Origin of the sequence: Chlorobium sp., assembly GCF_021740465.1 — a bacterium.
Classification (GTDB): Bacteria; Bacteroidota; Chlorobiia; order Chlorobiales; family Chlorobiaceae; genus Chlorobium.
Genome location: NZ_JAIOZR010000001.1, coordinates 122784 through 135622, shown reverse-complemented (window position 1 = coordinate 135622; position 12839 = coordinate 122784). Strand labels below are relative to the sequence as shown.

Here is a 12839-nt window from a genome sequence, read left to right as displayed (position 1 = left end):
TCAACGACAACGCCATGCAGCCATGAACGACAGACGAGAAAAAGACTCCATGGGCGAGGTGCTGGTGCCTGCCGCGAAATACTGGGGGGCACAGACGCAGCGCTCGCTCATGAACTTCAGGATAGGCCCTCCGGGTTCGATGCCCCGTGAGGTGATAAGGGCTTTGGGGTATGTGAAAAAAGCTGCGGCAATCGCCAATTGCGAGCTTGGGGTTCTCTCTCCGGAAAAGATGAATGCGATTGCTCTCGTGTGCGACGAGCTCATTCGGGGAGAACTGTTCGACCATTTTCCGCTGGTTGTCTGGCAGACCGGATCGGGCACCCACACCAATATGAACGTCAACGAGGTGATCGCCAACCGTGCTCATGTGCTGCTCGGAAACCGCCAGGGAGAGGGCCAAAGGCTGCTGCACCCCAACGACGACGTCAACATGTCGCAGTCTTCCAACGATGTTTTTCCTGCAGCCATGTACATCGCCGCCTTCAGCTCGCTCTCGGCGAAAACCCTTCCCGCCATCCGGCAGCTTCATGCAGCGCTTTCGGAAAAAGCAGAGGCGTTCGAAAGAATCATAAAGACCGGACGTACGCATCTCATGGATGCGGCTCCGCTGACGCTCGGCCAGGAGTTTTCCGGTTATGCCGCCCAGGTTGCGCACGGTATCGGCTGGCTCGAAAGTTCCCTACAGCCTCTCGCCATGCTGGCACTTGGGGGCACCGCGGTCGGTACCGGCCTCAACGCTCCGGCGGGGTTCGCCGAAAAAGCGTGCGGGAACATCGCTTCGCTGACAGGTTATCCCTTTATGGCGGCCCCCAATCCCTTTGCCTCGCTGGCGTCACACGATGCGCTTCTGGGTTCGCACGGAGCCCTGAAGCTTCTGGCCACAAGCCTCATGAAAATCGCAAACGATATCCGGCTTCTCGCTTCGGGGCCGCGCTGCGGCATCGGTGAGCTGGTGCTTCCTGCAAACGAGCCGGGTTCGTCGATCATGCCGGGAAAGGTCAATCCCACGCAGGCCGAAGCACTCACTATGGTGTGTGCGCAGGTAATGGGTAACGACGTAACGCTTTCGGTGGCCGGATCAGGAGGCATGCTCGAGCTGAATGTGTACAAACCAGTCATGATCACGGCCTTTCTGCAGTCGGCCGAGCTGCTGGGCGATGCATGCCTGTCGTTTACCGCAAGATGTGTTCAGGGCATAGAGCCTGACAGGGAGGCTATCGACGGTCATCTGGCAGGTTCCCTGATGCTTGCAACGGCCCTCAACCCTCACATCGGATACGACAGGGCATCGGAAATCGCCTGGAAAGCCTTTCAGGAAAAGCTTTCACTCAAAGAAGCCGCTCTTTTGAGCGGTTATGTAACGGAGGCGGAGTACAACAGGTGGGTGAATCCCTCGGCCATGACCGGTATGGGGCTCCGGAATGAAAACGGGTGAAAAATATTTGTGTTTTCCTGAACAAAATCGCCTTTTTTTTTGTTGTGTATTAAAGGTTGTGTGGTTATTGTTCTTTAGAGGTTTTCTCCCTGCTACCGGCTCGTTCATGTAAAACTGAGAGAGCCGGTTTTTATTTTCAGGCTTCAGGGCGCTTGTATCTGTTCCGACATAGTTCGCAGTTTTTTTCTTTCTCTTTTACAGATATTCCGTTTTTTCGACACCTCTGTTTATCGCTGCCGATATTAGCTCCGGATGTTCAGCAGGTTCATTTCGGGCACCGTCCGGTGATGCGGTCGTACCGCCGAACGTATGAATCGGGATGTTTTTTTTGCGGTGAAGTATTCTTTTCTTACTCCTGCCGTATTGCGCCGGATATTTGTTGACAACCTCCAGGGTTCTGGGGTAATACGGCGTCTCATGCCGGAAAAATTATTGCGTCAGAGCAGTACCGGCAGGATTTCCTTGTTTGCTACATAAATGTTTTTAAACAGGATAACCGGTTTTTCGCGTTGTTTCCGGAATACGCCGTATTGCGTTACTCATGCAGTTAAAGCCGTTGCCGGGGATGTTGAAAAAAATGTGGATAACCTGTTGGTAACTTTTTTTCTGCAGCCGCCGGACGATGCGTTTTTTGCCGGAGGGCTTTAAAGACACAGAAATGTTCTATATTTGCGGGGAAGATCGGACGGTCGGGCGGGTGATCCCCGTCCTTTTTTATGATATTTTTTTTCTGCACTCACTCATGATCGAACTCGGAAACGCGGAACTTCGGCGGCGTGCCGCCGGCATCAGGCTGGTCATCTCGGACAATGACGGCGTATTCACCGATAACGGGGTGTATTACGGCGAGACGGGAGAGGTGATGAAACGCTATTCCATCCGTGACGGCATGGGTGTCGAGAGGCTCAGGGATCACGGTGTCGATACCGCGATCATGACCGGCGAGGTGTCGCCGAGCATTGCCCGCCGCGCAGAAAAGCTGCGGATGCCGCACCTCTATCTCGGCGTGAAAGACAAGCTTTCAAAACTTCCGTCGGTTCTCCGGGATACCGGCCTGGAGCTGCACGAGCTCGCTTATATCGGCGATGATGTCAACGACCTCGGCATCATCGGGGCTATATCCCCCCGGGGCATTACCGCATGCCCCGGCGACGCCATGTCTTTCGTGGAGCCTTTTGTTCACTATGTCTCCCGGCAAAAAGGGGGATACGGAGCCTTCAGGGATTTCGCCGAATGGCTGATCGCCCTCCGGACGGACGCTCCGCTGCCGGCCTGAGCCGCACTGCGGTCTTCGCAGGTTTTTTTATTAATTTTTTCAAGGATTGTATGGCGGAAGTAAAAATCGGAAACAGATATGTCGGAGACTCTCATCCGGTATACGTTATCGCTGAAATAGGCATCAACCATAACGGGTCGCTCGATGTGGCGCGGCAGCTCATCGAAGGGGCAGCCCTTGCCGGATGCGACGCCGTGAAGTTCCAGAAGCGCACGCCGGAGCTTTGCGTGCCTGCCGACCAGCGCGATATCGAGCGCGATACCCCCTGGGGCAGGATGCGTTATATCGATTACAGGTACAAGGTCGAGTTCGGCCGCGAGGAGTATGCAGAAATCGACGCATTCTGCCGGGAGAAAGGCATTCACTGGTTCGCGTCCTGCTGGGACGAGGAGGCGGTCGATTTTATGGAGCAGTTCAACCCGCCCTGCTACAAGGCTGCGTCGGCTTCGCTCACCGATCTGGCGCTTCTGAAAAAAACGGCATCGACAGGACGCCCTCTCATCATTTCCACCGGCATGTCGACCATGGAGGAGATATCCATGGCGATAAGCGAGCTCGGCATCGCCAACCTGCTTGTGGCGCATACCAATTCAACCTATCCGTGTCCGGTCGAGGAGCTGAACCTTCGCGTGATCGAAACGCTGAAAGCCGCCTGGCCGGATATACCGGTTGGCTACTCGGGCCATGAGGTCGGTCTTGCCACCACATGGGCGGCCGTGGCTCTTGGAGCCACCTTCATCGAGCGTCATGTCACGCTCGACCGCGCCATGTGGGGATCGGACCAGGCGGCCTCGGTCGAGATATCGGGAATGAGCCGGCTTGTTTCCAATATTCGTGATATCGAAAAAGCCCTCGGAGACGGTCTCAAACGGGTCTATGAGGGTGAAATGGCTGCCCGCAAAAAACTTCGCAGGGTGCAGTAGCCCCCGGAGGGCCTGATTGACCCGCAAGTCGCAGGGGCTCATTGCAGCTGAAGCCGGCCCTTCGCCCTGCGGGTCGGTTACGGGGCGTTTGTTATATTTCAATCCCTCGCTTAAATTTACCCCTCGATTGCATGGCGCGGAGCACATGCCCTTGTTTTTGTCTTTTCATTCCGATGCCGGAATGATTTTTCTAATGAATTAACCAAACCAGTGTGCAATTATGAGCAGCAACAACGGTTCATCAGTGCAGGAGTTCGAATATAAGGCCGAAATGAAACAGCTTCTGGACCTCATCGTCCATTCGCTCTATACCCATCCGGAAATTTTTCTCAGAGAGCTTATTTCCAACGCTTCAGACGCCCTGAGCAAGGTGCGCTTCAATGCGCTTACCGACCAGGATCTTCTGGAAGGAGAGGGCGATCCCGGAATCAGGATAACCGTCGATCCGAAGGAGCTTACCTTCGTTATCGAGGACAACGGCATCGGCATGAGCGAGGAGGAGCTGATTGCCAATCTCGGCACCGTCGCCAAATCCGGGACACTCGGTTTCATGCAGGCCCTGAAGGATCAGCAGAAGGAGCTCGACGGCAATCTGATCGGCCAGTTCGGCGTGGGTTTCTACTCGGTATTCATGGTGACCGACGAGGTGACGGTTGAAACCAGAAGCGCCAGGCCCGGTTCCGAAGGCTACCGGTGGCGTTCTTCGGGAGAAGGCACCTACACCATCGAAAAGATCGAAAAAGCCGGACGGGGCACCACCATTTCCTTCAGGCTCAAGGAGGAGTCGAAAGAGTTCGCCGAGGAGTACCGTATCGAGCATATCATCAAGAAGTATTCAAATTTCGTCGATTTTCCCATCACCCTGGGCGGAAGGCAGATCAACAGCGTGACGGCGCTCTGGCAGCGTTCGAAGAGCGAAATGAAGGAGGAGGAGCTCAACGAGTTCTACAAGTTCGTCGCCAACGATTTTCAGGACCCTCTCGACTATCTGCATGTTTCCGTCGAAGGCATGGTGAGTTTCAAGGCGCTGCTTTTCCTGCCGAAGGAAGCCCCGCCAGAGCTGCTCTACCGCCAGAGCGAGCTTGAAAACCGCGGTCCCCAGCTCTACGTAAAAAAAGTGATGATCCAGCACGAGTGCCGCGACCTGCTGCCGGAATACCTTCGTTTTCTGGTTGGCGTTGTCGATACCGAAGATCTCTCGCTCAACGTATCGAGGGAGATCGTCCAGTCGAGCCCGGTGATGGCCAAAATCCGCCAGATTCTCACCGGAAAGATTCTCGGCTGGTTTGAGGGCCTGGCCAAAGAGCAGCCCGAAAAGTTCCGCACCTTCTACAAGGCGTTCGGGCCCATCGTGAAAATCGGTCTGAACACGGATTTCACCAACCGCGACAAGCTGATCGAGCTGCTTCGTTTCGAAAGCACGAAAACCGCTCCGGACGAGTATGTCACCCTCGGCCAGTATGTCGGGCGGATGGCACCGGATCAGAAAGAGATATACTTTCACTCCGGCAGCAGCCGCAGCCAGCTGCTGGCGCATCCCAACCTCGAGTATTTCCAGGACAGGGGTATCGAGGTGCTGCTGCTCAGCGACCCCGTCGATGTGTTCGTGATTCCCTCCATTCACGAGTATGAGAAAAAACCTCTGAAATCAATCGAAAAAGCCGATATTGATTTCACAAAAACGGCGGAGAATGATGGGAGCGAGCCGCTGCCGGAAAACCTGCTGCAGCCTGTTCTCGGGCTTTTCAGGGATGTGCTGGGAGACCGGATCGAGGATGTCGTCGAGTCGCACCGGCTGGTCAGTTCTCCGGTAACGCTGGTCAGCGGAAAGGATGCGCTCGACAGCCAGATGGAGCGGATGATGAAGATGATGCAGGCCGACATGCCTGCCGGCAAAAAGATTCTCGAGGTTAACACCTCCCATCCCATTATCAGGAACCTTTCGGGCATGTACATGGCCAATGCCGCCAATCCGCTCATCGGAACGGTTATACGGCAGCTTTACGACGCGGCGCTGCTGCACGAGGGCGGGCTGGATTCGACTACCGAATTTCTTTCGAGGATGAACGAACTGATCGAGGCGGCAACCCTGCAGCGCTAAGCGGGTCCGTTGAGGCTTTAACAACTTTTTAACCGGTTGATTTGTGAAACAGAGCAGGGATTTCGATGCGCGGGAGGTAGCCGTTTTCCAGAAAAACGAGATCACCGAGCATTTCATCTACAAAAACCTTTCCCGCAAAGTGAGCGGGGTGAAGAACCGCCGCATTCTCAGCCAGATCGCCGACGACGAGCTGCGGCACTACAACGTCTGGAAAACCTACACCCGCAGGGATATTGCGCCCAGCAGGATGAAGGTTTGGTTCTACACCTTCGTCAGCATGGTGTTCGGTTTTACCTTCGGCATCAAGCTCATGGAAAAATCCGAGCAGAACGCCCACAACGCATACAACCGCATGCCGGGCAGCTTCAAGGAGATAAACGGCATCATCCGCGACGAGGAGGAGCACGAACAGGCCCTGATAACCCTGCTCGACGAAGACCGCCTCAAATACACAGGCTCCATCGTGCTCGGCCTTAACGATGCGCTTGTCGAGCTGATGGGCGTGCTTGCGGGTCTGACCTTCGCCCTGCAGAACACTCCGCTCGTGGCGCTGACCGCCTCGATCACCGGTTTCGCCGCAGCGCTCTCCATGGCGGCTTCGGAGTACCTGTCGACCAAGTCGGATCCGGGCGGAAAAAATCCTCTCAAGGCGGCAATATATACCGGCGTAGCCTATCTGCTCACGGTGCTGGTGCTGGTGACCCCTTACCTGCTGTTCGACGATTTGTATCTCTGTCTCGGCATGGCTTTCGCCGCAGCCGTCTGCATTATCGGTTTTTTCAATTACTACATCTCCGTTGCCCGCGATCTCTCCTTCAGGAGCCGGTTTTTCGAGATGGTCGGCCTCAGTTTTACGGTAGCAGCACTCAGTTTTGCCGCCGGATACGGCATACGGCTGGCTTTCGGCATCGAGGTTTAGACTTCCTTTTCGTGCTCGGGTAATCATGCCCCGGAGGTTCCGTTCAGAGCGGCGCCTCCGGGTGCCGCAGGAAATGCACGATGCCCCGGTAATCGACATCCCGGCCTGTATCGATGAGGATTTCGTCGGGGCGTTCCTCTTCCGGGAGCGGTTCGGCCGCCTCGAGCTGTCGCTGCAGTACCGCTTCATCGGCTTCCGAAGGATCTCGTCCTTCAAGGAACCTCGCCTTTACCCTCTCGCGGAGTATCGCGTCGTCGGCATGAAAATGCAGGATGGCGAAGGGGCAGCCGTATCGGGCGGCAAGCTCCCTGAACCGCCTCCGCTCGCCTTTTTCGAGAAATGTCGCGTCCACCAGAACAGGAAAACCCTCTTCAAGAGCTGTTGCCGCGATCTCCGCAAGACGCCGGTAGGTAGTTTCGGTGAAAGAGGCCGTATAGATGTCCAAACCGTCGCGGTTACGGCTGCCGGCATCCGGACCGATGCCGGCAAGCCGCTTTCGCTCGATATCGGAGCGGATATGAACAGCCTGCATCTGGCAGGCTATCTCCCCTCCATGCGTGCTCTTTCCGCTGCCTGAAACACCGCAGGTTATCATGAGCCGGGCCGAAACCGGCAGCGTATAGTGAAAGGCGTGACGCACATAGGAGAGGTGTTCCTCCCGGATGGCGTGCCTGCGAGCTTCATCCGCTTCCTGTTCGTAACGGATAGCGGTTACCTTTGCCCGTACCGTTGCCCGGTAAAGGCTGTAGAAGCGCAGGAGGCGCAGGCTTTCGAAGTCGCCTGTAGCCGAAAGCCAGCCGTTGAGGAAACGCCATGCGAGCCCTGGGTTGCCGCTGTGCTCGAGATCCATGAAAAGAAAGGCGATATCGCTCGTTACGTCGATCATGGAGAGCGCCGGGCTGAACTCGATGCAGTCGAAAATCAGTACCCGGTCCTTTTGCCAGACCATATTGCCGGTATGCATGTCTCCATGGCAGTGCCGGATGAATCCTCCTGCTTTTCTTTCCAGAAAGCGGGCGGCAAGGCGGCGATGCTCATCGAGCGCCCACCTCCTGATTTTTTCGAGCAGTACTTTTTCGGCATCGCAGGCAACGAGCTCTTCGGTATGACGGAAATTTTCAAGCAGGGGCAGAATCAGTTTTTCCGGCCTGCCGTACTCCGAATCCGGATCCGCATGCGGTATGGTCCGATGAAATGCGGCAACCGTCCGGATGATGCTGTCGATATGTTCTGCATGAAGCCGGTTTCCGGCAAGCAGCCGGTCGAGTTCAAATGCACGGTCGAACTGCGCCATTTTTACGGCATACTCGATTGCCGTGCCGCTTCCCCCTATTCTGAGGGCTTCCTGTGAACGGGTAACCGGTACGACATCGAGGTAAAGTTCCGGTGCGAGCCGTCGGTTCAGGCGCAACTCTTCATGGCAGAAGTATGCCCGTTTTTCGAGGGTGGAAAAGTCGAGAAAACCGAGATTTACGGGCTTTTTAATCTTGTAGGCCCAGGTACCGGTCAACAATACCCATGAAATATGGGTTTCCACCACCGTTATGGCTTCGGTCGGGTGGGGGTAGGCATCCGGCCGGATCAGTGCTTCCAGAATGGCTTCCATGTTGCTCCTCTCCTCGGGTAACGGGATTTTCAGGGGCTCGTCGCTCTGCCGGTAATTAAATCAAATATAACAGCCGAAGAAACAGGAGCATCTCTCTTTCTCCGGTTTTTCCTCCGGAGACGGGAGTGCGGCAATGAAGCATTCTCTGCAGACGCTGCAGGAGTACGGATGTTTTAACCGGAAAAAAATGTAGATTCAAGGTTTGAAAAGCAGCGCCCACGATTCTTTTTTTCACCTGTCATCAGGCACCTCTTATGATCCATCTTTCAAAGATTCTCTGCCCGACGGATTATTCGGACACCTCGGACAAAGCGGTCAGGTATGCTATTGACTTCGCCCGCAAGCTTAACGCTCATGTCCGGTTTCTGCATGTTCAGCCCCCTGAAAACATCGCCATGAAAACCGCGGCGAGCTACGGCCTTAACCTCGCTGTGCAGGAGAACGACGACGTTATTCCGCAAGCTTTTGCAGGAGTGCTCATGGCTGAAAAAAAGAACGGTCTGTGTGCCGATATCCATGTGCTTCGAGGAGAGGCTTCAAAAGTGATAAGCGATCATGCAACTGCATGGGGAGCCGATCTGATCATCATGGGTTCCCACGGAAGAACCGGCATCATGCGCCTCATGGTGGGCAGCGTGGCCGAAGCGGTTTTCCGGTCCGCGGGTGTTCCCGTGCTGCTGGTGAAGCAGTCGGATTCCGAAAAAGCCGCAAACAACTGACCGGCCGCGCGGCTGCCGGTTTATTAACAGCATCTATCCTTTCAGTGCCATGAACAATTTCAGGGAATCAGTACTCGCGCTTATTACCGAAACATCGGCAAACCTGCCCGGCGACGTGCGCCGAGCCATCGCAGGAGCTATCGATCGGGAGGACCCCGCATCGCAGGCAGGGCTCGCCATGTCGGCCATCTCGGTCAACATCGACATGGCAGTGGACAACGTATCGCCCATATGCCAGGATACCGGCATGCCCACCTTTTTCATCCACTCTCCCCGGGGAGCCGACCAGCTCATGATGAAGCGCGAAATCGAGGAGGCCGTAGCCGAGGCCACGCGCACCGGAAAGCTTCGCCCGAACGCGGTGGATGCCCTCAGCGGTAAAAACTCGGGCAACAATCTTGGACGGCATGTGCCGGTCATCCATTTCGAGCCGTGGGAAAAGGATGAAATCGAGGTGCGGCTGATCCTCAAGGGAGGGGGGTGCGAAAACAAGAACATCCAGTACTCGCTTCCCGCGGAAATTCCCGGTCTCGGCAAGGCAGCACGCGACCTCGACGGTGTACGCAAGTGTCTTCTGCACGCGGTCTATCAGGCGCAGGGCCAGGGGTGCAGCCCCGGCTTTATCGGTGTAGGAATCGGCGGCGACCGCACCAGCGGATACGAACTTGCCAAAAAACAGCTCTTCCGTCGGGTTGACGACACCAATGCGGATGCCGAACTGCAGGCGCTCGAAGAGGAGATTCTTGAAAAAGCCAATACGCTTTCCATCGGACCCATGGGATTCGGGGGAAAGACCACCCTGCTCGGCTGCAAGATCGGCGCCTCACACCGGGTTCCGGCAAGCTTTTTCGTTTCGGTGGCCTATAACTGCTGGGCCTATCGCCGTCTCGGCGTGCTCGTCGATCCCGAATCGGGATCGATCGTCAGCTGGCAGTACCGAGACACCGACGAAATCCGGCGAATGGCCCGGGGCGAAGGCATTCCGCTGACCGGCAGGGAGGTCGTACTGCAGGCTCCGGTCGGTGAGGACGAGGTGCGCAGGCTGCGGGTCGGCGATATCGTCATCATCAACGGCGTCATGCATACCGGTCGCGACGCCTTTCATCATCACGTCATGCACCACGACCTGCCGGAGGGCATCGATACCCTGGGCGGCATTCTCTATCACTGCGGACCGGTCGTCATGAAAAACGAGGACGGCAGCTACCGCGTAACCGCCGCAGGACCGACCACCTCGATCCGCGAAGAGCCCTACCAGGCCGATGTGATCGAAAAACTCGGTCTGCGGGCCATTATCGGCAAGGGGGGGATGGGCCCGAAAACCCTCAAGGGGCTCCAGGAGCACGGTGCGGTCTATCTCAATGCCATAGGAGGCGCCGCACAGTACTACGCCAAATGCATCCATACCGTCACGGGGGTGGATTTTCTCGAAGAGATGGGGGTTCCCGAGGCGATGTGGCATTTCGAGGTGGACTCGTTTCCGGCAATCGTCACCATGGACGCGCAGGGCAACAGCCTTCACCGGAAGGTGGAGGACGAGTCGTTCGGTCTGCTTGGATCGATGGCCTGAGCTGTTTTGAAAGTGGATTAATCTGCGTACATTGAAATTCAAAATTTATAACAATTTTAAATACTGAACAGTATGGTTCTGGATGGATTGATTCTCATGGTTATCGGTATGCTGACGGTATACCTTTTTCTCGTTGTGATGAACATGCTGATAAAAGCCCTCTCATCGGTTTTCAGCGAGCATGCCCTTCAGGAGGAGAAGATGCTTCTCGAAGAAGCCGAATCGAAACGCCGGAAAAAGAGGGAGAAAGAGATGAAGAAAACGGTCATGGCGGCTTCTCCTTCGGCCGACGAGGCCTCACGCATGACGGCCGTGATTACCGCAGCGGTGCATGCGCATGCAAGCCGGTAAAGGGCATATCGGCGGCGGCGAGGGAGTTTTAATTTTACCAAGCGTATAAAAACCAGACGAGGTTTATGAAAAAAATTCGGTTTATGGATGTATCCTTCCGTGACGGCTTCCAGTCCTGTTACGGTGCAAGGGTGAAAACTGCGGATTTCATTCCCGCGCTCGAAGCGGCGGTGCAGGCGGGTACCGATAACTTTGAAATCGGCGGCGGCGCGCGTTTTCAGAGCCTGTACTTCTACTGCCAGGAGGATGCATTCGACATGATGGATACGGCCAGACGGATCGTCGGCCCGCACATCAACCTGCAGACCCTTTCGAGGGGCGCCAACGTGGTCGGACTGGTATCGCAGTCGCGCGACATCATCGACCTGCACGCCCGCATGTTCAGGAAGCACGGCATCACCACCATCCGTAATTTCGACGCCCTCATGGATGTGCGCAACATCGCCTACTCCGGCCAGTGCATCCACAACGCCGGACTGAAGCATCAGGTCGTGATCGCCCTGATGGGCCTTCCTCCGGGACTGAAGGAAACCTACTGCCACACCCCGCAGTTCTATCTCGACAAACTCCGCGAGATTCTCGATGCCGGCATTCCCTTCGACAGCGTAGCCTTCAAGGACGCTTCGGGCGCCACAACTCCGGTTGTGGTTTACGAGTCGATCAAGGGCGCACGTAAAATGCTGCCCGAAGGCACAGTCATCGAGTTCCACACACACGATACCGCCGGGATGGGTGTCGCCTGCAACTACGCGGCCATCGAGGGCGGAGCGGACATCATCGACCTTGCCATGGCCCCGGTCAGCGGCGGTACGGCAGAGGTCGATATTCTCACCATGTGGCACCGTCTCAGGGGCACCGACTACACGCTCGACATCGATCACGAGAAGTACATCGAGGTCGAGGCTCTTTTCATGAACCAGATGGACAAGTACTACATGCCTCCCGAAGCCAAGGAGGTGAACCCGCTCATACCGTTCTCCCCGATGCCCGGAGGCGCGCTGACGGCCAATACCCAGATGATGCGCGATACCAATTCGCTGCACCTTTTCCCCGAAGTGATCCGCAACATGCGCGAAGTGGTGGCAAAAGGCGGATTCGGTTCTTCGGTTACGCCGGTTTCGCAGTTCTACTTCCAGCAGGCGTTCGCCAACACGGTTCAGGGAGAGTGGAAAAAGATCACCGACAGCTACGGCAAGATGGTGCTCGGTTACTTCGGACGTACGCCGGCTGAACCTGATCCGGAAGTGGTTCGCCTCGCCTCCGAGCAGCTCGGACTGCAGCCCACCACCGAAGACGTGCACGACATCAACGACCGCAATCCCGAACTCGGCATCGCCTATAACCGCCAGCTGCTCGAAAAAGCCGGTCTTCCGGTAACCGAGGAGAACATCTTCATTTCAGCGACCTGCGGTGCCAAAGGCATCTCCTTTCTCAAGGGCGACAAGCCGCTCGGCATCCGCTTCAAGGCCGACGTCGAGGCTGAAGCCGCAGCAAAGGCCGCTCCGAAAAACGCTTCTTCACCAACCGTATCAACCGCTAAACCAGTAAAAACAGGCATGTCATACTATATCATCACCGTGGACGGCAAGTCCTACAATGTTTCGGTTGCCGACGGTACCGGCGCAGTAAAATCAGCCGCTCCGGCGGTTCCTGCCGCAGCGGCTCCCCAGGCCGCAGGAGAGGGGACTCCGGTAGAAACCTCGCTGCCGGGTACCGTTATGGCCATCGAGGTGGAAGTCGGAGACACGGTCAGGGAGGGTGATGATGTGGTGATCATCGAGGCCATGAAGATGGAATCGCCGGTGAAGGCTACAAAAAGCGGCAGGGTGGTTTCGATCGATGTCGCCGTCGGCGATACCGTGGCCACCGGCGACGTGTTGCTTTATATCGCATGACCCTGGCCAGTAAACTCTTAATTTTTAATGGTTAAGCATAACAT

10 protein-coding genes are annotated in these 12839 nt (G+C 56.1%); 9 read left to right on the top strand and 1 reads right to left on the bottom strand.

The features are described from left to right. The first annotated feature begins 22 nt into the window (after positions 1 to 22). The 5 genes from fumC to K9G39_RS00620 all read left to right on the top strand — a co-directional run bounded on the left by fumC (position 23) and on the right by K9G39_RS00620 (position 6654). Positions 23 to 1435: a class II fumarate hydratase gene (fumC, locus tag K9G39_RS00640; RefSeq protein ID WP_292002986.1), complete on the top strand. Its 1413-nt coding sequence runs from the start codon at positions 23 to 25 to the stop codon at positions 1433 to 1435. Between the two features lie 742 nt (positions 1436 to 2177). After that, positions 2178 to 2711: a 3-deoxy-D-manno-octulosonate 8-phosphate phosphatase gene (locus K9G39_RS00635; protein ID WP_292002985.1), complete on the top strand. Its 534-nt coding sequence runs from the start codon at positions 2178 to 2180 to the stop codon at positions 2709 to 2711. A 50-nt stretch (positions 2712 to 2761) separates the two neighbouring features. Next, entirely contained in the window at positions 2762 to 3634 is an 873-nt protein-coding gene (locus tag K9G39_RS00630) for an N-acetylneuraminate synthase family protein (protein WP_292002984.1), read from the top strand. A 220-nt stretch (positions 3635 to 3854) separates the two neighbouring features. Beyond that, complete coding sequence (htpG, locus tag K9G39_RS00625; RefSeq protein WP_292002983.1) at positions 3855 to 5735, top strand: molecular chaperone HtpG; 1881 nt, start codon at positions 3855 to 3857, stop codon at positions 5733 to 5735. 43 nt (positions 5736 to 5778) lie between these two features. Then, positions 5779 to 6654, top strand: a complete 876-nt coding sequence (locus K9G39_RS00620) for a VIT1/CCC1 transporter family protein (protein WP_292002982.1) — start codon at positions 5779 to 5781, stop codon at positions 6652 to 6654. Between the two features lie 43 nt (positions 6655 to 6697). On the opposite strand, the gene K9G39_RS00615 is transcribed toward K9G39_RS00620, so the two are convergent. Continuing rightward, the gene (locus K9G39_RS00615; RefSeq protein WP_292002981.1) at positions 6698 to 8260 is read right to left on the bottom strand and encodes a bifunctional aminoglycoside phosphotransferase/ATP-binding protein; all 1563 of its coding nucleotides are present in this window, start codon (positions 8258 to 8260) and stop codon (positions 6698 to 6700) included. A gap of 254 nt (positions 8261 to 8514) precedes the next feature. Here K9G39_RS00615 and K9G39_RS00610 point away from each other — a divergent pair, with 254 nt between their 5' ends. The 4 genes from K9G39_RS00610 to K9G39_RS00595 all read left to right on the top strand — a co-directional run bounded on the left by K9G39_RS00610 (position 8515) and on the right by K9G39_RS00595 (position 12795). Further along, entirely contained in the window at positions 8515 to 8979 is a 465-nt protein-coding gene (locus K9G39_RS00610; protein WP_292002980.1) for a universal stress protein, read from the top strand. A 49-nt stretch (positions 8980 to 9028) separates the two neighbouring features. After that, positions 9029 to 10549, top strand: coding sequence for a fumarate hydratase (locus K9G39_RS00605; RefSeq protein WP_292002979.1), 1521 nt, complete (start codon positions 9029 to 9031; stop codon positions 10547 to 10549). A 72-nt stretch (positions 10550 to 10621) separates the two neighbouring features. Then, positions 10622 to 10900, top strand: coding sequence for an OadG family protein (locus K9G39_RS00600; RefSeq protein WP_292002978.1), 279 nt, complete (start codon positions 10622 to 10624; stop codon positions 10898 to 10900). Between the two features lie 65 nt (positions 10901 to 10965). Beyond that, entirely contained in the window at positions 10966 to 12795 is a 1830-nt protein-coding gene (locus K9G39_RS00595; protein ID WP_292002977.1) for a biotin/lipoyl-containing protein, read from the top strand. Positions 12796 to 12839 lie beyond the last annotated feature (44 nt).

Excerpts from the sequence above, each read along its gene's own strand:
- fumC (WP_292002986.1), top strand. The coding sequence starts at position 23 with ATGAACGACAGACGAGAAAAAGACTCCATGGGCGAGGTGCTGGTGCCT.
- K9G39_RS00635 (WP_292002985.1), top strand. The coding sequence starts at position 2,178 with ATGATCGAACTCGGAAACGCGGAACTTCGGCGGCGTGCCGCCGGCATC.
- K9G39_RS00630 (WP_292002984.1), top strand. The coding sequence starts at position 2,762 with ATGGCGGAAGTAAAAATCGGAAACAGATATGTCGGAGACTCTCATCCG.
- htpG (WP_292002983.1), top strand. The coding sequence starts at position 3,855 with ATGAGCAGCAACAACGGTTCATCAGTGCAGGAGTTCGAATATAAGGCC.
- K9G39_RS00615 (WP_292002981.1), bottom strand. The coding sequence starts at position 8,260 with ATGGAAGCCATTCTGGAAGCACTGATCCGGCCGGATGCCTACCCCCAC.
- K9G39_RS00610 (WP_292002980.1), top strand. The coding sequence starts at position 8,515 with ATGATCCATCTTTCAAAGATTCTCTGCCCGACGGATTATTCGGACACC.
- K9G39_RS00605 (WP_292002979.1), top strand. The coding sequence starts at position 9,029 with ATGAACAATTTCAGGGAATCAGTACTCGCGCTTATTACCGAAACATCG.
- K9G39_RS00600 (WP_292002978.1), top strand. The coding sequence starts at position 10,622 with ATGGTTCTGGATGGATTGATTCTCATGGTTATCGGTATGCTGACGGTA.
- K9G39_RS00595 (WP_292002977.1), top strand. The coding sequence starts at position 10,966 with ATGAAAAAAATTCGGTTTATGGATGTATCCTTCCGTGACGGCTTCCAG.